General features: G+C 60.8%; 22 protein-coding genes. 2 read left to right on the forward strand and 20 right to left on the reverse strand.

The features are described 5' to 3' along the window. Positions 1–53: 53 nt before the first annotated feature. Positions 54–1073 (reverse strand): phosphoribosyltransferase family protein, encoded by a 1020-nt coding sequence (locus WKW82_RS36265; protein WP_340348017.1) that lies wholly within the window; start codon positions 1071–1073, stop codon positions 54–56. A gap of 258 nt (positions 1074–1331) precedes the next feature. Between WKW82_RS36265 and WKW82_RS36270 the strand changes: the two genes are divergently transcribed. Next, the gene (locus tag WKW82_RS36270) at positions 1332–2357 is read left to right on the forward strand and encodes a tyrosine-type recombinase/integrase (protein WP_340348019.1); all 1026 of its coding nucleotides are present in this window, start codon (positions 1332–1334) and stop codon (positions 2355–2357) included. 51 nt (positions 2358–2408) lie between these two features. Here the strand turns inward: WKW82_RS36270 and WKW82_RS36275 are convergent, their stop codons facing one another. The 13 genes from WKW82_RS36275 to WKW82_RS36335 all read right to left on the reverse strand — a co-directional run bounded on the left by WKW82_RS36275 (position 2409) and on the right by WKW82_RS36335 (position 13528). Beyond that, positions 2409–2624, reverse strand: coding sequence for a hypothetical protein (locus WKW82_RS36275; protein ID WP_340348020.1), 216 nt, complete (start codon positions 2622–2624; stop codon positions 2409–2411). Positions 2625–2973: 349 nt separating this feature from the next. Next, positions 2974–3498 carry a single-stranded DNA-binding protein gene (locus WKW82_RS36280; RefSeq protein WP_340348022.1) on the reverse strand — a complete coding sequence of 175 codons (525 nt, stop codon included), beginning with the start codon at positions 3496–3498 and terminating at the stop codon, positions 2974–2976. 64 nt (positions 3499–3562) lie between these two features. Beyond that, positions 3563–4633 (reverse strand): P-type DNA transfer ATPase VirB11, encoded by a 1071-nt coding sequence (virB11, locus tag WKW82_RS36285; protein ID WP_340348024.1) that lies wholly within the window; start codon positions 4631–4633, stop codon positions 3563–3565. 9 nt (positions 4634–4642) lie between these two features. After that, the gene (locus WKW82_RS36290; RefSeq protein WP_340348025.1) at positions 4643–5878 is read right to left on the reverse strand and encodes a TrbI/VirB10 family protein; all 1236 of its coding nucleotides are present in this window, start codon (positions 5876–5878) and stop codon (positions 4643–4645) included. A 22-nt stretch (positions 5879–5900) separates the two neighbouring features. Further along, a complete protein-coding gene (locus WKW82_RS36295; RefSeq protein ID WP_340348027.1) occupies positions 5901–6665 on the reverse strand; it encodes a TrbG/VirB9 family P-type conjugative transfer protein in 765 nt (254 codons plus the stop codon). Positions 6666–6715: 50 nt separating this feature from the next. Next, positions 6716–7522 carry a VirB8 family type IV secretion system protein gene (locus WKW82_RS36300; protein WP_340348028.1) on the reverse strand — a complete coding sequence of 269 codons (807 nt, stop codon included), beginning with the start codon at positions 7520–7522 and terminating at the stop codon, positions 6716–6718. 148 nt (positions 7523–7670) lie between these two features. Next, the gene (locus WKW82_RS36305) at positions 7671–8624 is read right to left on the reverse strand and encodes a TrbL/VirB6 family protein (protein ID WP_340348029.1); all 954 of its coding nucleotides are present in this window, start codon (positions 8622–8624) and stop codon (positions 7671–7673) included. Between the two features lie 15 nt (positions 8625–8639). Beyond that, complete coding sequence (locus WKW82_RS36310) at positions 8640–8909, reverse strand: hypothetical protein (RefSeq protein WP_340348031.1); 270 nt, start codon at positions 8907–8909, stop codon at positions 8640–8642. Positions 8910–8911: 2 nt separating this feature from the next. Further along, complete coding sequence (virB5, locus tag WKW82_RS36315; RefSeq protein WP_340348033.1) at positions 8912–9634, reverse strand: P-type DNA transfer protein VirB5; 723 nt, start codon at positions 9632–9634, stop codon at positions 8912–8914. Then, complete coding sequence (locus tag WKW82_RS36320) at positions 9634–12153, reverse strand: VirB4 family type IV secretion/conjugal transfer ATPase (RefSeq protein WP_340348034.1); 2520 nt, start codon at positions 12151–12153, stop codon at positions 9634–9636. Before WKW82_RS36320 ends, virB5 begins: the two co-directional genes overlap by 1 nt. Beyond that, complete coding sequence (locus WKW82_RS36325) at positions 12153–12488, reverse strand: hypothetical protein (protein ID WP_340348035.1); 336 nt, start codon at positions 12486–12488, stop codon at positions 12153–12155. Before WKW82_RS36325 ends, WKW82_RS36320 begins: the two co-directional genes overlap by 1 nt. A 7-nt stretch (positions 12489–12495) precedes the next feature. After that, positions 12496–12870, reverse strand: a complete 375-nt coding sequence (locus WKW82_RS36330; RefSeq protein WP_340348037.1) for a hypothetical protein — start codon at positions 12868–12870, stop codon at positions 12496–12498. A gap of 40 nt (positions 12871–12910) precedes the next feature. Next, entirely contained in the window at positions 12911–13528 is a 618-nt protein-coding gene (locus tag WKW82_RS36335; RefSeq protein ID WP_340348038.1) for a lytic transglycosylase domain-containing protein, read from the reverse strand. 123 nt (positions 13529–13651) lie between these two features. Between WKW82_RS36335 and WKW82_RS36340 the strand changes: the two genes are divergently transcribed. Beyond that, entirely contained in the window at positions 13652–14572 is a 921-nt protein-coding gene (locus WKW82_RS36340) for a helix-turn-helix domain-containing protein (protein WP_340348039.1), read from the forward strand. Between the two features lie 58 nt (positions 14573–14630). Here the strand turns inward: WKW82_RS36340 and WKW82_RS36345 are convergent, their stop codons facing one another. The 6 genes from WKW82_RS36345 to WKW82_RS36370 form a co-directional block, all read right to left on the reverse strand. Next, positions 14631–15332 (reverse strand): SDR family oxidoreductase, encoded by a 702-nt coding sequence (locus WKW82_RS36345; protein ID WP_340348041.1) that lies wholly within the window; start codon positions 15330–15332, stop codon positions 14631–14633. Next, positions 15329–15673, reverse strand: a complete 345-nt coding sequence (locus WKW82_RS36350; protein ID WP_340348042.1) for a dihydroneopterin aldolase — start codon at positions 15671–15673, stop codon at positions 15329–15331. Before WKW82_RS36350 ends, WKW82_RS36345 begins: the two co-directional genes overlap by 4 nt. 84 nt (positions 15674–15757) lie before the next feature. Next, entirely contained in the window at positions 15758–17134 is a 1377-nt protein-coding gene (locus tag WKW82_RS36355) for a sensor histidine kinase (RefSeq protein ID WP_340348043.1), read from the reverse strand. Between the two features lie 59 nt (positions 17135–17193). After that, the gene (locus tag WKW82_RS36360; protein WP_340348044.1) at positions 17194–17724 is read right to left on the reverse strand and encodes a putative pterin-binding protein; all 531 of its coding nucleotides are present in this window, start codon (positions 17722–17724) and stop codon (positions 17194–17196) included. Then, positions 17721–18137 (reverse strand): response regulator, encoded by a 417-nt coding sequence (locus tag WKW82_RS36365; protein WP_340348046.1) that lies wholly within the window; start codon positions 18135–18137, stop codon positions 17721–17723. The genes WKW82_RS36360 and WKW82_RS36365 overlap by 4 nt, the downstream gene beginning before the upstream one ends. Continuing rightward, the gene (locus WKW82_RS36370; RefSeq protein WP_340348047.1) at positions 18134–18883 is read right to left on the reverse strand and encodes a sensor histidine kinase; all 750 of its coding nucleotides are present in this window, start codon (positions 18881–18883) and stop codon (positions 18134–18136) included. Before WKW82_RS36370 ends, WKW82_RS36365 begins: the two co-directional genes overlap by 4 nt. Between the last annotated feature and the right edge of the window lie 15 nt (positions 18884–18898).

The following is an 18898-nucleotide window of genomic DNA, read 5'->3' on the forward strand; positions in this document are numbered from 1 at the left end:
GCGGCCCCTGCGGGGGGCTGGAATAATGAAAGTCAGAACAGCCAGAAGAGAAGTCAGACCATCCCGGTCTGACTCAAGCCAATAGGCCTCCTCGAAAGTCGGTGCGGTTCAGTTCCGTTGCCTACATTGCCGCCGAGCACAACTTGCGATACCCCCCCGATTCTTAACCGACGGAATCGACCCCACCACACGACATCCACGGTTGGACAGGCTCCAGCCAGCATGACCGCTTGTTGCAGGTCACTTTCGATGAAGAGGCTGATGCCGAGACGCAACAGCGCCTGTGCCTTGTGCGCAACCGCACCGTCGATCGTGTGTGAGTGAATCTGCGGATCTCGGCAGCTCAGGCCGCAACCTTCGAAGCCATGACGATCGAGCCATGCTCGCGTCACCCGGTAGTCCTGCTGCGGCCGTGCAGTAATCACGTGACATGCTTGCCAATCCACTGGTGGCAGCTCGAGGTGAGGTCGAGGTGGCAAGTCGGCCCGACGCTCCAGAGTCTGCACCAGGTCGCGTTCGTATTCACGACGGTGGATGTCCCGCAACAAGATACCATCCAAGTCCACACCAACGAACTCGGCCTCCTCTGCTGGCGATAGCATTCCATATTGGGAAATGAACTGGCGAGCTGCTGGGGTCGTTTCACGCCGGTCCCAAGGGTAGCGGATGAAGCCGGGTGCGTCCAAGGCCAAGTCGGGCGGTGCGACGCATCGTCCACGGTCGACGAAGAGTGTGCAAGTCGTGACGCGGCAGCCCGCGGCCTCTACGAACGCTCGTGCGAGCGAGAGCGTGGTCCCGCGACTTGCGATGTCATCCACCAGAAGTGTCCGGCTGCCAGCGGGCGGGGCCTCGCCGAGCCACTCAACCCGGGCTTGATGGCGCTCGGCCCGGAGCAGCACCAGCTCGGCGCCCAAGCGTTGACTGAACATCGTGGCGGGAACGACGCCGCCGCGCACTATCCCGACCACTGTGTCAAAGCGCTCGCCACGACAAACTTCGGCCAAGCGGTCGACCAGCTGGGTCACCAGCTGCTCGATTTTCGAATAGCTGACCTGGTGGACCGGGGAGTTCATGGCTAGTCCACTCCAAGGCTTTGCACGTGAATCGTCGGCGTATCCCTCAGACATTGGAGTTCCTTGTGGCGATTACGAGTATGGGTCTATCCATTCAAGGTGATCAAGAATCTCCCAGCGGTATCACAGTAGGCGTCGCGGCCAATCGGCATAAATGTACTAACGGCATACCGCTCATTACTCCAACGGGGACGCACACAAGAGTCCGTTTCCTACCAAAAGGCACCACGGATAGTGCCCTTCCGTTAGTATGTTTGCATGCCGTCCCTCCCCCTGTTCGCAGAAGCTCCAGTCGCGACACACCGGGCGGCCTTCGAAAGCTGGCTGGCCGATCAGCGTGCTGTCGGCACCTTGCGTCAAGACTCATCGATGGACATGTACCGGGAAATGTGGTCCGCGTTCACGGCTTGGTGCCTCGGCGAACAACCGGCCGTGACTCTCGCCTCGCTGGACCCGCGCGACCTTGAGGTGTTCCATGCGGCGCGGTTCGGTACCAAGAGTTCGGACTTATCTCTTTCGCCTCGACATGCGCTGCGATTGATGCGACTCATTGACCGGGTCCTTCGTCACCATGCTGCAGAGATGGACCAAGCCCCGAATACGGCGGCGGCCGACTGGATTGCCAGTCACCCCGCAGTTCGGTATGCCGATGCGGCCAGCGCAGATCCGCTTCCCGAGTCCCTGCCCGTTGTCGAGGCCAGACAGCTGATCGCTTACCTCTCGGCTGCCCGGCCGCGACGTGGCCTATCAGATGCCCGTCGCAACAGCCACGCCTCATTCACTTGGCAGGAGCTGCGCAATCGCACCGCGGTGGCCCTTCACTTGGGCGTCGGACTGACGCCGGGCGACGTGCGTGTCCTGACGTTGAAATCCCCGACATCGCAAGGTGGCCGCGTGCGCGAGCGACCGTGGAAGGTCTCGGTGCCCGGCAACGGCAACTCGCTTCCGCGCGAGACACCCATCGCGCCTTGGGCCGGTGAGCTGCTGCAGCACTGGATGCAGGTACGTGCCGAGACCGGCATCGCGGGTGAGTTCCTGCTTCCCTCTACGCGTACAGGCAAGCCATGGAGCAAGCTGTCGCACTACCAGTGCGCACGCCAGGTGCTGGAAGACGCGGGCCTGGACAGCAGCGAGGGCGGATCGTTTCGCCTGCGGCACACGTTTGCGATAAGGCAACTGCGCCGCGGGACGGAACTTGGCCAGTTCGCGCGCTGGCTTGGGATCGAACCGGAGGCGATGCGCAAGTACGATCGGGTCGTGGCCGCGCCGACCGACGTCATTTGAGAAGCGCGCTCTCCAGTTGAAGTGCTGACGCGGTTGCGGCACGTGACGCCTTCACCGAACACGAGCGCCTTCGGTTCGGATCGCCGGCTGAGCAAGAACCTGAGCTTTGACCGCTTCTGCCCCATTCACGTTGGGAACCGCGGATGATGAGGTGATGCGCGACGCATGGGATTTGCCAACGGAATAGGGCGTTGGGTCGGGTGCCCTCTTGCCACTGCGCGCGTCGGCGATCACGGACGCGTCTGCCATCTCGATCGTCTTCATCATGCGCGGCTCCGTGGCGGGCTTGCCGTCAGCTGTCATGTGACGGGTCCGCACTTCGCTTGCAGCCTGGCTCGCTGACAGAGGTTGTCGCCAGCCCCGCCGATCGCGCACGTCGTTGTAGACCATACGGTCCGCAGCATCAATGACAGCGATGCGGACTGCAGGCTCTGAAGTGGAAACATGGCACACCACGGCGGCGGCTGGCTGCCGAGTGGGTACCCCACCGTGGGGAACTGCTTCGGCGCTCGTCCGTTGGCGCACCGGCGATGCTTGTGCCCGGCGTTCGCCAACCGCACCGCCTCTTCTGGACTCGAATTCGAACGAGGCCTGCTGTTGCGGACCGGGCGCCGGCTCAGGCCGCGACGTGCTGCGTGGCTTTTTCACGGGCAGTCCCCTTGTCGTCTTCCTCGCCGACGAGATTCGTCCGAACCTTGTTCAGCATGCTAGCCAACTCCGCCAGCGTGAAGTCGGTTCGGGCACCGGACCCGAAGTCCTTGAGCAGCGTCTCGATCGATGCCATGCCCTTGGCTGCGGCAACAACAGGGTCCGCCTTGGGCGCCCTGCGCAGCATCTTCAGTTCGTCGATCCGGAGTTCCAGCCCACGCTGCTCCACACCGTCCTTGTCGGTCCATCGCGTCGTGCGTTGACGGCCTTCGACGTAGACCTCGCTTCCCTTTGTAAGGAACTCGAGGGCGATCTCCGCGAGCCGGTCATAGCAGACCACCTGGTGCCATTCCGTGTGTTCAACCGACTCTCCCGAAGTCCGATCTGTCCAGTACTCGTTGGTCGCCAGGCTGAAGCTTGCGTAGACGCCCTTCCCGCTCTGGCCGCCTTCGGGATCGCGGCCGAGCCGACCGATCAGTTGCGTTCGATTCATTGCTTTCTCCTTCGCTGAACGAGGGCACCGCTGATGGTCCCTCACACCTGCGCTGAGCCACTCCTCACCTCACGACCGACAGCGCATACATCGGGTCGTAGTAGATCGCCGGCACGTGCCGACCAAGTTCCCTGTCGAACACGAGCTGGACGACGACGTGCACCAGCGTGTGCAGCAGTCGCATGATTTCGTCGATCGCCAGGCTCCGACCTTCATCGGAGGCCTTGATCAACAGTGCGATGCGCACAAAAGCTTCCTGCGGCGAGTTCGCATGCACTGTCGTGGCGCCGCCGGGGTGTCCCGAGTTGAGGACGTTCTGCACGTAGTAGAAGGTCTCGTCACCGCGCAACTCCGCGAGCAGCACCCGGTTGGGCGTCTTGCGCATCACCGCCTGCAGCACCTGCTTGGCCGTGGCGCCGACGACTCGCTCGCCATCGTGGCCATCACGGCGGTAAAACAGCGCCTGCGAGTTCGGGTGTTTGCGAAGCGGCATCTCCGGCGTGTCTTCCACCGTGATCAGCCGCTCCCAGTGCGGAATGATCTCGATGAGCGCACGGATGAAGGACGTTTTGCCGCTGCCTGTGGCGCCCGAGACGACCAGGTTCTGGTGGCAACGCACTGCCTGAGAAAGAAATGTCGGCCAATCCCCTGCCCTTGCAAGCTGCCACAGCGCGATTTGGTCGGGCTCAAGTTGATCCAGAAAACGCGCCCGCTCGCCTTCGGGCAATGTCGCCGAGTAGACGTGGCGCGTGCGCGCAAAATACTGCTGGTCGACGAACTGGCCGAGTTCGAAGGACTGGCTGGTGTGCTTGCGCAGGTTCAGATAGATCATCCCGCGCGCCGCCGTCGGCGGCATTGTCATCTCGATGCGCTCGCCTCCTGGAAGGTAGGCCGACAAGATCGGATCGCCTTCATCGAAAGGCTTCTGTGAAATGTTCGCCAGGAAGTTGCCGAGCGCCTGAAGGTACTCGAAGGTGATCGCGGGTGCTGCGACCTGCTCCCACACACCACGCTTCCACAGCTGGACCATTCCGGGGGCGTTCACCGCGACCTCATTCACGCCCGGATCTTCGAGCCAGGCTTCGAAGGCGCGCAGATGCGCGAGGATTGAAACGTATTTGTCGGGAGCGCCCATGGTCGGACCTCAGTTCAAGGACGCCGCCGGGCGAAGCTCATAGACTGTCGAGAAATCGACATCCCGCGCCACGAAGATCTTGATGATCTCGCCCTGGTTCTTGTAGAGACTCGGCTTCAGCTGGCTGCCCTGCTTGAGCATCTCCTCGACGATTGCCTGCGTCGTGGTGCCGGTGGTGCTTAACTGCGAGAGCGTGCCCTGCATGCCGATGTTGAACGTATCGCCGCTGCCACTGCCACCACTGCCACGCTGCGCCGCGCGTGCGTCCTCTCTGGCGATGTAGATCTGCTTGGCGTCTTGGAGCAGCGAGAAGAACACTGCCCCTGCGAATCGCTCGAACCACTTGTTGTCGACCTCGCCCGAAGTGCCTGCGCGGCCCAGCGCGTCGGTGCCGGGCGAATTCAACTGCACCGACACGAAGTTGGGCGTCACCGCGCGCGACCACAGCGTGAAGATCGCCCTCTGGCCGGCCTGCAGGCCTTGGCTGTACTCTCCCTCCATCGTGGTGCCGGCCTCCATCAGCACCACCTTGCCGTCCATCGACATCACCGGCGCGCTGAGCATGCACTTCAGAAAGCCGGGCTGATCCGAGAGGATTGCCGTCAACAGCGTGCAGTCCGGCAGCGTGCCCTTGGCGAGCGTCATCGACGGGTTGCGGTTGATCGTCGCACTGGTGCCGGGCGTGACTGTGGCGGACAGGGCGCTGGCCAGTGGGTTCGTGCCGCCCGGCGGCGTCGATGCGCCCGGCAGGCCGACGTTCGCCGCTGCGGCTCCCACCTGCGCCGCGGCGGCACCCGGCTGTGCAACGGCCAGGTCAATCGCGCTCTTGCGCCGGCGCTCGCGGACGCGGTCTTCCTCGGACATGCCGGCCTGTGCCGCCGGCTGCCCGGCATCCGCCTTCTTCTCGGGCTCGGGGCAGTTCAATCCCATCGGAAGGCGCAAACCCCCCGGGCACTCTACATACGACGGGGCGGCAGGCGGCAAGCCCAATGCCAGGGGCACCTTGACTTCCGGTGCAGACAGTGGGCGGCTTTCGTTCGGCGCATCGGTCTTGGCCGGCGCGGGAGCCCCGAACAGGCCAAAGTAGTTGTTCTTGCTGGCGATCCCGAAAAGGATCAGCAACGCGGCCACACTCGAAGTGGCGACGAGGATCAGCTTCTGGCCCGGCGCCACGGAGCGATTGCGCTCAACCATCCCCTCGCGCTCTTCCTCGGCCACCGGTGCCTCATGCTTCTGTTCGAACATCAGTAGCCTCCAGAGTCCCGTTTCATGGTTCGCGAATTGCGCGCTGCACTTTGCCGCTGGCGGTTCCCGTCGGCGCCGACTGGACCGGCAGAGAGGGTGATCGATTGGTGATGCCTGCGACAAGCGAGCCGCGTCGCAGGAGCACGCGGGCGACGACCCGGTGCAGCACCATCGTGTCCTCCTCGACGTGGCAGTCGACAAGGCTCTCCGTCCCATCGGGCTCGACGATGAACGCCGCTGGCATCGGGTTGGCCGCCGAGAACAGCATGAACGTCTGCCGGCCGTTGTCGTGCATCGAGAGCGGCTGCAACTCCTTGGGGCCGACGATCCAGTAGTCGTAGTTGAGGGTGCCTTCTCGCCCGGATGCCTTGAGATCCGCATTGATCTGCTTGCGGTCGGCCTGCTCTTTAGCGAGGGCCAACGCCTCCGGCGTCGTGGCATCGCCCTCCGGGTACTGGAGCCGGACCCAATACGCGACATTGCGGGCCGTGCGGCTAGTCGTCTTCAGCTGGAACAGGTAGCTGCGCCGATTGGTGAATATCGTCAGGTTGGTGTCGGCCTTGACGTCCTTCGGCTTGACCACGAACAGGTTGCCATTGATGGCCGCGTGCCAGGCATCGCGGTCACCCATTGCGAAGTCCTTGATTTCTTCCTTCCTGCCCAGCTCGATCGTGGTCACCACACCCTCGGCCGCGGCGATGCGGATGACGTTGTCGCCCGTGAAACGGACCGTCTGGATGCGAGCATCGTTGGCGGACGGGACCGTACCGACTTCTGCGCAAGCCATGACCGCGGCGCCTGCGAGGCACACAAAGCCGATCAAGCGCGCATGGGTCGTCATCGCAATGATGCGTTTGGCATCCCGACGTTGGCCGGCGTGATCGGTGTGACGGGACCGGGAACAGAACCACCCTGCCCTGTTGCAGCCGGCGGCGAAGAGCCAAGCACTTGTGGCACACCCTCCTGATCCCGACGATAGTTCACCGCGCAGAAACCGAACGCGTTGACGTGCATGTCACGAATCTGCGAAGGGATGTTCTCGTGTTCGTAGCGCACCGTGAGAGTGGAGATGAATCGCGTGCGCACGGGCGGCGCTACGCCGCGCGTGACGGTCTTGTCGAACCGGACCTGAGCGACGCGCATATCGTCCTGATCGGTGGGCAGGAACGTGATGTTCTGGATCTCGACGCGCTCTGAGTCCGTCGGGCTCATCGTCTTCACCGGCGACTGCGCGTTGATCTCGGGATTGAAATAGTTCTCCCAGTCGGCGCGCACCGGCCCGCAGGACATCAGGTAGGCCGTCTTGTAGTTGGCCTCGGCCTCGCCGCGGGTGAACCCTTCGCGCGCCAACACGTAGCGCGCGACATCCGAGAGGATGATCTTCTGGTCCCGATCTCGGCCGACGTTGACGATCTCGCCCGGCGCCTGCACGTCATAGGCGCCCGTGGCGTTGTCTACACGGATGATGGCCGGAACGAACTGCTTCAGCGGCAGCAGGACACTCACGCTCAGCATGCTGATCCCGCAGAGGATCCCGCACGCCCAGGCGATCCCGGCGTTGCGTGACGCCCTGCGTTCAAGATCGAGACGCGACTGCGTGTCCCAGTCGATCGCCTTGGCGAAGTACGTCTCCTTGTCAGTCACTTGACTGCCCTGGTGACTTGGGCGGGATTGATGGGCCGCTCCTCTCCTGATGGCCATCCGGGCGGAGGCTTAGGCCCGGTGCAGCCAACGAGAACCAATGCAAGCAGCGCTGAGATGGACTTGAGGCGGGACATCATCGAACCCCGTCCTACTTCGCCCGCGAACGACTCAGCAGGGACTTGGCATGCGTCAGATTGGTCAAGCCGGCGCCGAACGATCCGCCACTACCACCGGTCAAGGACGCGCACATAGTTGGGATTTGCAGGAACATGAAGAACATCGCCATGGAGATCAGCAGGATGGGGATCGTGATTGCAGTCACATTCAAACCAGACCCTCGTACACCCAGCAGGTTCGCCACCATGTTTAATACCCCACCTCCACCGCCGGTGCCGCCCAACGTCGTATTCAGCGTTCCGACATAGCCGTTGATGATTCCGATAAACATGAAGATGAACAGAGCAGTGAACACGTGATAGAAGACAAAGTACAAGCCAGTGTTCAGCCATGAATAGAACCATTGGCGTGTTTGGGGCAAGATCAAAGCGAGCACAAAGAAGGGGCCGACAGCCAGCACCATGCTCAAGCCAAGCTTCGAGAAAATGATTGAGAAAAGCGCAACGGCGAGAAGCAGGTAGGTCGCGACTATGACAAGAACGCCCATCAGGAAAAGCGCAATCGCCGGGCCGATGGCGAGTTCCTTGACCAGGTTGCTACCTGCCGTGAACATTGCAGACACGAGGTCCACGACTTTCTCGTTTACTTGCCCAAGCAGATCCGGAGCATTCGTCGGCGAGTTGCTCATCGCAGATGTCAAAGCCGACGGTAGGTCGAAAATGGGTTTGGCAACCCAGTTCAAGTAACCGTTGCCCATGATGTAGAGGACCACCATGAATCCGACGAACTTCAGCAGCCAATCAGTGATCGGCATCGCCACCTTGCCCTCGATGATCAGGAAGCACCAGATCAGCAAACAGATTCCGAGCAAAATCCACGCAATCGGAATGACATAACCCGAGATGCCGGTGGCTGCGCCCTCGTACAAGCCGCTGAGCGCTCCGTCGAACTTCTTATAGATGTCGCCAATGACGTTGTCACTCATGCGCCTCTCCAACGGCTAGAAGTTCAGCTTGAGGGGCTTGCGCAGAGCTCCAACATCGTCCTGCGTGGCACACGCCGAGCCGCGCTTGCCGTTCTTCTCGAATTCGGAACTGCATGCCGCGTTCAGTTCCTTGAGTGGGCCAAGATTTCCATTGTCAGCCTCGGCCGCGATGAGTTTCGGATCAAATTTCATTGCCTCGACTTTCGGCTCTTGCTTGCTACAGCCGAAGATCATCACTGCGCCAAAGAACAACACGGCATGAGCGGTGAATTGCTTGGACATCATGTTCAGAACCTGATTCCGCCGGCCGACCCGCGGGTCATGCCAGCATTGAAGTTGTCGATGGCTGATTGCTGCTGAAGTCGCCGATCCGCCTCCTCCATTGCCTGAATCGTCGAGAGCTTGATCTGCTCGTTCTGCATGCGAACTGTCTCCACCTGGATGCGAGCCTGAATCTCGGAGATGGCCTTCTGATCGGTTGAGGCGTTGATTGAGATGACGAAGGTCTGCAAGTTGCGAATGTTGTCCGAGGCCTTCTTGTAGCCCATTTCGCCAATCTGCCTTTGCAGAGCCAACTGCTGCCACTGCTGCGTGCAGGCCGCCCGCATGGCCGCATCGCTGTTCAGTTCGGCGCAAGAGCGCAGTTGATTCGCGCGCACGATGTCGCTCACGGATCCGGAGATGCTGGCGAACGCACCAATGCCGTTCCTCATCGATCGCACGGCGGCCGCATAGTCTTGCGGCAAGTACTGCGTGAGCAAGTCGTTGTTCATGAGGCTGCCAAGATTGCGTACGCCTTGCAGCGTCCCGTAGACCTGCTTCATCTGGTCGAGCTGCTTGGCCATCGAACTCAGTTGATCAGACCATTTGGCGATGTTCTGGAGGTGGTTCATGGTGGCAGGAATGTCGCTGGTGACTGTCACCGGAATCTGGCCAAGGGCCGCGCCGGTAAAGCAGGTGCTTGCAATGGCCGACATCAAGGCTCGCTTCGTCTGAATCGAAAACTTCATCACACTCTCCTTTTCAGAAAGATGGGTAACCACTGACTGGGATCGGGTCCGAACTCGTCAATGACGCCGTGCATGACCTCGACGTTGTCGAGGCTCGCGGATAGGACAGATAGCATGTCGTCCATGCCGCTCAGGTCCATCTTGACAACGACCGATTCGGCCCCCTTCTTCAGCAAGAACTGCCCAGAGTTCTCCGGCGTGTGTTTGATCAGGTGGAACTCGCGCGGTGTCAGCTTCAGTCCGTCGATGTAGTCGGCCTGCTCTGCCTCGCCGTTGGGCAAAAGCAGTTGTGTCGGGAATTGCGACAGCAGCGTGCTGCCCAGCGGCGAACGACTGATGTCACTTGGCTCCTGGGTGTCCAGACCGATCACGCCGTCTTCCTTGCGGATGGTCTTGCCCTTATTTTCGATGAACGTCTGCATGAGCGGGTCCTTCAGCGCCCGCCAAGCCTCGGCGATGTCGATGATGTGCGGTGCTCCAGACGCGTTCTGCGCGATCTTGTGGGTGAGGTAGCGCAGGATCGGTGTGCGTGCTTCCTCGATGTCGAGGAAGTTCGTCATGTCGAAGCCGAAAGTGTGCGCGCCGCCGAGGTCGAACCGGTCCTCGGCGTTGTCAAGCACCCAGGCGAAGGCGCCTTCGTCGCACCAACGTCCCAGCGCCTGATACAGGCTGTTCTCGCGATGGGTCGGCAGCGCGTCGCGCACGCGTGCATAGCGGCGGTGCTTCGGATCGAGCTGATAGACCTGCCGGATGCTGCGCAAGAGATCCTCCTCGTCCTTGTGCGTCATGACGTACTTGCCATCGAACTGGGCGTTCCAGCTCATGATGCTAAGGATCACCGAGATGTTCTCAGCCGTCGGATTCATGGAGAATGGGTTCATGCCGGTGGGCTCCCCGCCGGCGATGCGGAAGTAGCGTCCGCCCATCGCGCGGATGCAGATTTCCTCTCCATAGTCCTTGTCGAAGCTGAAGATCTTCAACGGCTTGGCGCTGGCCATCCCCCGCTTGCGGGCGAGCAGTCGCAACGCAAGCTTGATGACTGTCTTGCCGCCGCCTGAGCGGCCGATGATCTTGTAGTTGCCGAGTTCCTTGCGGTGTGCCTTGAGCAGCGGCGTGTCCTCACGGCCGCGGGCCGTGTCCCCTTCGTCGGGGTCGGCTCTCGCGGGCTCATCGTCGTAGTCCAGGCGGATGCCCTGCTCCAGCAAGCGGTCGCGGCTCACGTGGAAGTTGAAGAAGTAGGGACCGCCTGCCGCCGTCTTCATGAGGGCGATCGGCGCTCCCCATTGACTTCCCTTGGCGTTGCCCCGCGGAAAGTTGTGCATCGGAAAGAACTTGGAGAAGTTCTTGCTGCTGATCGGCATGGCCCGAATGCGGCCGTATTTCAGATTGCCTGGCAGTGTGCTGAAGTAGGTGCAGATCAATGCTCCACCCCGCTCGCGCGATGTATTCATGCTCTTCTGGTCGAGCAACGTGACGGCCGCGTTGACGTTGTGATTCAGCTCCTTGATTGAGTCGCCGTAGACGACGAGGATCAACTCGTGCTCGAACATCGAGAACTTGCCTGCCTGCAGTTGCGTGCGCGCGGCCGCCACCTCCTGCAGCTGCTCTTCGTTGTCGCTGGTGGACTTGATCTTGTTGTACTGGGTCTTCAGCAGCGCATCGGCCTTGTCGAACGCCATCACCGTAGCCGACTGGCTCAGCACGAATTCAAAGGACGACGACAACAATCCGTCGAATACCTTGGAGTCGAGCTGCTCTGCGCGGTACGGCGCGACAAGCGTGAGCACCGCGGCAAAGCGCGATCCCGAAGCACCTTCGATCTCCACTGTCTCCGCGCCGAAGTTCAGCGCCGCAGCCTGGAGGTTCTGGCTCAGTTCATGCGCGTCCAGGCGGATGTGCCTGTCGGTGTTGTTGAGGACCCGGCAGTAGAACCCGGCGGTGCGTGAGCACAGCACGCCATGATTCGAATAGGTGCCGAGCAAACGAGGGTGATAGCGCTTCAGGCTCGCCATCAACTGCGCCGACATTTTCGACAGTTCATCGCGCGCTCGAAGGCGTATTTCCGTCATTCCTTCGCTCGCCCGTTTGGAGAACCGGATGCTGGCGCGATCTGCCTTGTTGCCAGCAAGTCGGTAGACCGGTGACACGAAGAGCTGGTTGACGAAATGCTGCTCCCCGTCGAACTTGCGCGCGTACTGTCGTGCGAACTCGGTGCTGAGGTCGTTGTCGTATGCGACGCCGGACACGTCATACCGCACGCGACGACGTTCCACATGCGTCCATAAGGCCACGTTCGGGCTGCGCGCGATGTTGTTGATCGCGGAGAACCATTGCTGGTTCAGGTTGTCGAGTTCCTTGTGGCCGATGGTCTCGAATGAAAGGCCGTGCACCTCAATGGTCTGCGTCAGGTCGCCTTCGTAGGTCACCACGGTATGGGCGTCGATCTGCTGGGAATAGGGTAGACAGCTGGCCACGCTGCGCTCGGCGTTGATGTTGGGGACCTTCAAGACTGCGGACATCACCGCACCTCACGCCGACTGGTATGGGGACTGAAGCTCACGACGCCGTTGCCGTGCACCTTCTTGTTCTGAGCGAACCAGCGGTATCGGTAGCTCGCCACGAGGTCGCGAACCCAGAACGGGTTGTCGTTGGTCTTGAGCACGAGCACCATGTGCAAGGGCAGAAGGAGCAATGTCCAGAAGCCGAAGAGGCGCATGCAGAGCAACAGCAGCATGCACTCCGCGCCAAACACTGGCAACGGAACATAGGCTTGCAGAACAGGAGCCTGCGGCCCCCGATAGATCACCGCACGCTCCAGTGCGGGTTCCTCATGACGTTGTTCGATGTCGATCATGACGCGCTCAGAGTCTCGAGATCCCGGACGCCGAGCCGCCCACCATGTCCTTCACGAATTGGACGATTGCCACGACACCGAACGCCAACGCCGTACCAAGCAGCGCCTGGAAGAAGATCTTCTTGGGATCGTCCCGACCGAGCCAGTTGCCCGTGACCCAGTTCAAGAGCGTCAGCAGGCAGGCAATGGCGCCGATCACCCCGACCACACCGTAGATGACGTTGAATATGTTGACCCCTGCCTGCTTCAGGCTTTGCGCCATCGCGGGGTGGGCGGCCAATGCCAGCACGGCGGCCCCGCCAGCCAATCGCACGATGATCACGGATCGTTGAACCCTCCAAACGTCGATCCTTGCAAGCGCGGCGATGAGATGCTCATTCATGGAACCTCCGGGGTGTGGTGTTCGATCTGCGGTGCCGCAGCTAGAAGCCGGTTGGCTTTGTCTTCTCGAAGATCTCAAGCGCCTCGCTTGGGCGCCGGGTCCTGCCCGAATTCACTGGCGTCGCAGCGGCGGTGAATGCAACTGCGGTAGCTTGGGCGGCGGGCTTCGCGCTGGACTCGCCGCCACCGATCTGCACCTGGGGCGGAGCGCTGCTCATGTATGCAAAGATTCGGTTTGCATACTCGTCGCTGATGGCACGACCGACGCCGCCGGAGTTGTAGCCACGAAGTGCAGCCCAAATGGCCGCGACGCCCGAGTAACCGGCGGCCGACGCTCGGTGATAAAAGTTCCAGAGAATCTTTTGACCCACCGCCAAGTTCTGGCAGGCGTCAAAAGCCTGCTCCCAGGTCATGCCGTAGAGCGCTACGTTGCTCACGTGGATCTGCGCCAACCCGACGGAGAACTTGCGGCCGGTTGCAGCGAGTTCTTTTGCCATCGCCACGGCTTCGGGGAGCGACGCAGGCTGCTTCACCACGACCTGAGCCTTGTCCATTCCGATGGCGAATGGCTGCCATGCCGACTCGGTGCGAACCAGCGCCTGCATCAACACCGGCGAAACCTGCGGTGCGCATTCTTGAAGCAAAGCGTCAACTTGCATAACGACCTTCCCGCCTCACAATCACCGAGAATTTCCACGATCGGTGTGCGCCAACAAAATGAGACTGCCCGTACCTATCAAATACAATAGCTTTGAAACGCGAGAGCATCGTGTACAGATGTCTTGCATTTCGACACTTTGCCCGCCGCGACGATATCGCACAACCACACTTACAAATTGATATGGGTGAAGGGAATGGGGTTGAACGATACAAATGATGACGACCAGCTTTCCTTGGCAGCGCTCGCAGTCAGGGCGCTGCTGGAGCGGCATGGGCTGCCCAAGCACCGGCACGCCGCATTCGTTGGAGAGTTCTTCAGCCTCTCACGAGCGGCCGCCCATCAGCGCGTGAATCGGAGCGCAGCTTGGACATTGGAGGAGCTCAAGCAGCTTGCAGAGAACTTCGGCGAAAGCCTTGCCGGTTTGGTTTCCGCGCACGGCGCGGACGACGCCAGGCCCGCCGTGGTGCGCATCGGCGGCCTCCAGAGCAAATGCAAGGTGTGGCTCGACCGCTCGACAGGCCCATCAGCAACAGACGGACTGGTAGCGCTGGAGGATGAGGCCGGACTGGTAGTGGTTGCGGCCACTGCAGTGACCATGAAGGGCGGCGTGCGAGTTGCGCGGCTTGAAATCGAGCAGTCGGTCTTGAAGCCCGCAAGAGTGGCTGTCATAGACGACGAACGCGACGTGGCCAGCGCGCTATGCGATCAGTTGCGCGGCTTCGGCATTGCTGCCGATGGCTTTGACGACGTCGACGCGCTATCTGACGAGATGGCCAAGTCGCCGTTCGATGGGTACGTGGTCGATTGGATGCTGCGCAAAGGGGACGCAAGCCAATTGCTCGCTACGATCCGAGCATTGGAGAGTCCGAGCGCCATCGTGCTGCTCTCCGGCAAGTTGCGCGGCGGATCGGCCGATCCAGCGGAGGTCGCATCTGCATGCACAGCCTTTCGCGTCCAGCTTATCGAAAAGCCCGCTCAGATCCCCCTGGTGGTTTCCGCGCTGGAGTTGGCAGGGCTGCGCCTGGACAAGACCGGTGTATAACGGTCGCAGCAATTGAGCCACGAATTAGACGCCTTGCGCGACGGCTTCGCATAAGCTGCTAGCCGGGGAGCCATCGGCTACGACCGCCATCGACTACGAGAACTTGACCAGTGACGTAATTTGCCTCAAGAAGCAGATACCGCACTGCGCCGGCGAGGTCGCCGAAGTCGCCGACACGTCCGAGCGGAATTGACTGCCCAATCGTATCCATCTTGGCCCGGTCGTCCCAGCTTGCAGGAAACGGTAGCGTACCGGGCGCCACGACGTTGCATCGAATCCGCGGTGCCCACTCGATCGCAAGATTGAGCAATAACGACTGAAGTGCGGCCTTCGAGATGGTGTACCAGACAAAGCCACCGGCCGGCCGTTCCACGTGTACATCCGTCACCGCAACAACCGAGCGCAAGGTGCCCTGCAGAGCAGTGAGAATTGCAACATTTGCGTGCAGGTGCACCGCGAGATCTAATTGGGCGCGGGCGGAATCACCAACTTCGCTGGGCTGATAGACGCTCGCATTACACACGCAGTAGGCTGGATCCAACTGCGTGACCCACGGGGGAACGATGACCGGTTGCGCCAGATCGGCCTCCCAAGTCATTGCATCGGCGCCGTTGGCGCGCAACTCGTCGCGCAACAGCATGGCGCGATCTCGGGACCGCTCGGAATGGTGGATGACCACATCGATCCCGGCACCATGCAGCGCGCGTGCGATAGCTTCCCCTCCGCGGGCCGTTGCGCCCGTCACCACCGCCCAAGTCATCGCGTCAAGGTCAGACGAGGGACGTCAACCCACGGATGATGCTTGGTGATCGCCACGCGAGCAGAAGTGACATGGCTCAGTTTGCGGATCCGCTCCCGGATAGTGGTCGTTACTTCTTCAAGAAGCGAGTAGCGTCTCTCGGCAAACACTTCGTGCACGATCTCTCGCAAGCGCCCATAGTCCAGCGTCAGCGCGATGTCGCCCCTCTCCGCCGCCGCGTCCGAGTAGGCATCCGCCACTTCCACGGTAAGCAGTACTTTCAAATCCTGCACTCTGCCTTGTTCACTCGACGCGATCCCAATTTCGGTGCGAACCTGCAGTTCCATTTCGATAGTGGCCATGATTTTTATGAAGTTGTAGCCCAGCGCAATGCAGCGCGGGGGAAGTAGAGAAATTGGCGGCTGTATTGGTGGCAATATTTTCTTCTACACCGTGCGTGAGCTTGCAGCAACATACGTCGGCGCAATGGGAAAGCGCACAAAGAAAGCCTTCCCACGTGGCGCCCTGCTCCGGACGCCGACACCCCAGTTTGCCGACTCCGCCAGCAACTTTACGACAGCGAGACCCAGTCCGCTGCCAGAGCGCGGTGTGGAAGCGCGACGACCACGCACGAAGGGTTCCCAGATCGCACCAAGTTCAGAGGGGGGAATGTCTGCCCCATCATCGGCGACTTCGATGTCGCACATCGGTCGAGCGGCATCTCCCGATATCTCCACAAACTTGGCACTGATCGTGATGGGACCTGGTCCGCCGTATTTGATTGCATTGGAAAGAAAATTGCTCAAAACCTGATGGAGGCGAACCTGATCTGCCGTCACCTTCTCCTGTACCGTGAGTGACGTCACCAACTGGATGTCCCGCTCCAGACCTGCGAACGAGCGGTGATCTTCAACGATCCGCTGAAGAGTCGGTATGAGCGCGAACGTCTCGCTGGATACATGGACTGCGTTGCTTGCGCGGCGCGTGTATTGGGCGATGTTGTCCAACTGCCCGGACAGCAACGCGAAACTGCGCTCCAGCGACGCAACCGCGGCTCGCCCGTCTTCGTCCGTCACGGTCAGCGTGAGCATCTCGACGTCCCCCAACATGGTCTGCAAAGGCGTTCGCAACTCGTGCGAAACCATGCCAAGCAACGCCACCCTTGCCAAGGCGCTGCGTTGGGCTTCAGCGCGCGACTCAGCTTCGACGCGAAGCGCTGCCAAGCCCTTGCGCCGCATCGCGACGTGGAAGATGAGACCAAATCCAAGAATCCCCAGCAGAGCCAATCCTAGCTCCTGGTTGTGAATGGCATCCTGACGCTGCCCTTCGAAGGCACGCTCGAAGGCCGAAAGCTCCTCTGTGCGCAAGTTGTTCACCATCCGGACCACGGCCCGGTCCAGTTCAGCGGTCTGGTCATCAAAATGCAAAGGGCCTTTCGGATCGCGCAATGCGTCTTCCACCATCGCGTTCAGCCGCGGCTCAAGTTCGCTGAGTAACGGGAGTGCCTCTCGGAAGCCCTCGACTTTGTCGAGAAAGGGTCGAATCTCCGGGGAATCCGTCAGGATCGCATACTTGGCATGGAGAACTTCCCGGAGCACCTTTGCGTCGCGCTCGGAGCGTAGACGTTGTTCTCCTGGTGGCAACTGTTGATGCCGCCAGAGCTCCAGACGCAAAGACTGCAAAAAGATCTGGTATTGCGCCCCTGCGAAGTAATAGCCTTCCGTCGGCCACTTGTCGCGCGGTGCGCCCGCAGGAAGCAAGGTCACGCGCAGGTAGATCTCCAAGATGATGGCGATCGCCACAAAGACGATTCCGATGGGCATGCCCACCCGCTGGAGCCACTTCGACACCACGTCGAACCCACGCCACCGTGACCAGTGACTCATCGGACCACGATCTTGCACACCATCCAGACAAACTGCGCCTGCCCATTGATTTTCGTCAGTTCGGGGTATTGGTCCCTCGGATAAACCAGAAAAAACGGGCCGCGGGTTGCGATCTCAAGTCGCCGACCGTTCTGCGTGTGCGCCATCACTGGTTTGTACTTGGTGAGGTCGGAGATCGGTATGGTGATCTCGTAGGCATCGATGGCATAGAAGCGCATCTCCGTAGCTTTGTCACTGACACCCGCAGCCGCGAGGACCGTTGACAATTCAGGACCGGCAAATTCGCTGCGCGGTGTCCACGCCGTGGCGGTGACAAGGCGGACCGCTTTGAGCGCGAGCAAGTCCGACTCTGAAAAGAGGTATGAACCGCGAGTCGAGTTTGATTTCACCAAGCCTGAAATCTCCAACGCAGCGTCGGTCGGACATGCATTTGGCGCAGAGTGCGCCACCCCATAGGCGACGACCAAGCCAAACGACGCGAAGCGGATCACCCCTGCAATGCAGCGCCGTAGCAAATCGCATTTCATGTAGAACCTCCAGTCAGACTGTGTTGCAGATCTTGAGCAAGCTTGATCGGCGAGTAGGGCTTGGCGAAATACCTGAGGTGGTGATGATCAATCGCGGCTAGGAGTTCGGGATCCGACGGAATCCCGCCAACCGCCAAGTTGCCCGTCAATAAAAAAATCGGCACGTCCGCGTTTCTCGCGCGACCCCGGATGCTCTCGATCAACTCCAGCGGGGTGGTGTTGACCAGCAGCCAGTCGAGTACGAATGCATCGAAAGCCTCCTCACCGTCATGCTCAGCGAGAGCTGCGGGATCTGTGAATGTGACGGCGCGCAGATGAAAGCGCCGCAGCATCCTGGCAATCGAGGCAGTCAGTTGGGCATCGTCATCAAGGATGGCGACTGTTCTGAGCTCAGGAATTGCAGGGCCGGTCACGAAGAGGACTCGCTATTTCTCTCGTCGCCGTGCCTTGACTCTGGATCTTCCACCTCGACATTCACGCGCAACTCAAAGCTCGGCCCGGTAGGGTCGCCATCCAAGACGCACAGTCCGCCACGGAGATAGCAGGCGATCAGACCGACCAAACTCAATCGATCCGTGACGATAGTTGACCATGATGACCACGGAGAGGATGCGAGACACTGCATGCGTATGAACAACGGCTTGTCCGACGACGGTGCCGAACCAACTGACAGCATCACTTGCCCCGCGGCTCCGTTGAGCACCGTGCGCACCAGCCGGTCAAGGGCAAGCTGGATCAGATGTGCCTCTCCCTTTACGAAGATCGGCAGATCCGGAACCTTTACTGCCGCGCGGGAATTGTTGCCGATGTGGCGCAGCTTGTCTGCCGCCGCAACTTCCTTCAAAAGTGCGCCAACTTCGAAGGACAGGCGATGAGGCCGCTGGTTATCCAATTGGATCTGGGCGAGCGCCCGAAGGTCGTTCAGTTGCGTGAGGATTCTCTGGGTGGCCTGATGGATCCGGGCCAATGCTGTGCGGCCATCCTCATCCAGTTCCTGAAAGATGAGATCTTCGCTGGCCGCCACGAGAAGTTGGACCGGCGCACAAAGCTCGTGCACGAGCAGGTTCAGCGCTGCTGGATGATGCCGATCGGGTTGGAGACCGTTCACGGCCTCAGCCCATTCTCGATCGGGAATCCTTATTGATGTTGGTGAGGTCATGGACAAGACTTTTAC

This window comes from Variovorax rhizosphaerae (assembly GCF_037889975.1).
In the GTDB taxonomy this organism is placed as follows: Bacteria; Pseudomonadota; Gammaproteobacteria; order Burkholderiales; family Burkholderiaceae_C; genus Variovorax; species Variovorax rhizosphaerae.

Excerpts from the sequence above, each read along its gene's own strand:
- WKW82_RS36265 (WP_340348017.1), bottom strand. The coding sequence starts at position 1,073 with ATGAACTCCCCGGTCCACCAGGTCAGCTATTCGAAAATCGAGCAGCTG.
- WKW82_RS36270 (WP_340348019.1), top strand. The coding sequence starts at position 1,332 with ATGCCGTCCCTCCCCCTGTTCGCAGAAGCTCCAGTCGCGACACACCGG.
- WKW82_RS36275 (WP_340348020.1), bottom strand. The coding sequence starts at position 2,624 with ATGATGAAGACGATCGAGATGGCAGACGCGTCCGTGATCGCCGACGCG.
- WKW82_RS36280 (WP_340348022.1), bottom strand. The coding sequence starts at position 3,498 with ATGAATCGAACGCAACTGATCGGTCGGCTCGGCCGCGATCCCGAAGGC.
- virB11 (WP_340348024.1), bottom strand. The coding sequence starts at position 4,633 with ATGGGCGCTCCCGACAAATACGTTTCAATCCTCGCGCATCTGCGCGCC.
- WKW82_RS36290 (WP_340348025.1), bottom strand. The coding sequence starts at position 5,878 with ATGTTCGAACAGAAGCATGAGGCACCGGTGGCCGAGGAAGAGCGCGAG.
- WKW82_RS36295 (WP_340348027.1), bottom strand. The coding sequence starts at position 6,665 with ATGGCTTGCGCAGAAGTCGGTACGGTCCCGTCCGCCAACGATGCTCGC.
- WKW82_RS36305 (WP_340348029.1), bottom strand. The coding sequence starts at position 8,624 with ATGAGTGACAACGTCATTGGCGACATCTATAAGAAGTTCGACGGAGCG.
- WKW82_RS36310 (WP_340348031.1), bottom strand. The coding sequence starts at position 8,909 with ATGATGTCCAAGCAATTCACCGCTCATGCCGTGTTGTTCTTTGGCGCA.
- virB5 (WP_340348033.1), bottom strand. The coding sequence starts at position 9,634 with ATGAAGTTTTCGATTCAGACGAAGCGAGCCTTGATGTCGGCCATTGCA.
- WKW82_RS36320 (WP_340348034.1), bottom strand. The coding sequence starts at position 12,153 with ATGTCCGCAGTCTTGAAGGTCCCCAACATCAACGCCGAGCGCAGCGTG.
- WKW82_RS36325 (WP_340348035.1), bottom strand. The coding sequence starts at position 12,488 with ATGATCGACATCGAACAACGTCATGAGGAACCCGCACTGGAGCGTGCG.
- WKW82_RS36330 (WP_340348037.1), bottom strand. The coding sequence starts at position 12,870 with ATGAATGAGCATCTCATCGCCGCGCTTGCAAGGATCGACGTTTGGAGG.
- WKW82_RS36335 (WP_340348038.1), bottom strand. The coding sequence starts at position 13,528 with ATGCAAGTTGACGCTTTGCTTCAAGAATGCGCACCGCAGGTTTCGCCG.
- WKW82_RS36345 (WP_340348041.1), bottom strand. The coding sequence starts at position 15,332 with ATGACTTGGGCGGTGGTGACGGGCGCAACGGCCCGCGGAGGGGAAGCT.
- WKW82_RS36350 (WP_340348042.1), bottom strand. The coding sequence starts at position 15,673 with ATGGCCACTATCGAAATGGAACTGCAGGTTCGCACCGAAATTGGGATC.
- WKW82_RS36355 (WP_340348043.1), bottom strand. The coding sequence starts at position 17,134 with ATGCCCATCGGAATCGTCTTTGTGGCGATCGCCATCATCTTGGAGATC.
- WKW82_RS36360 (WP_340348044.1), bottom strand. The coding sequence starts at position 17,724 with ATGAAATGCGATTTGCTACGGCGCTGCATTGCAGGGGTGATCCGCTTC.
- WKW82_RS36370 (WP_340348047.1), bottom strand. The coding sequence starts at position 18,883 with ATGACCTCACCAACATCAATAAGGATTCCCGATCGAGAATGGGCTGAG.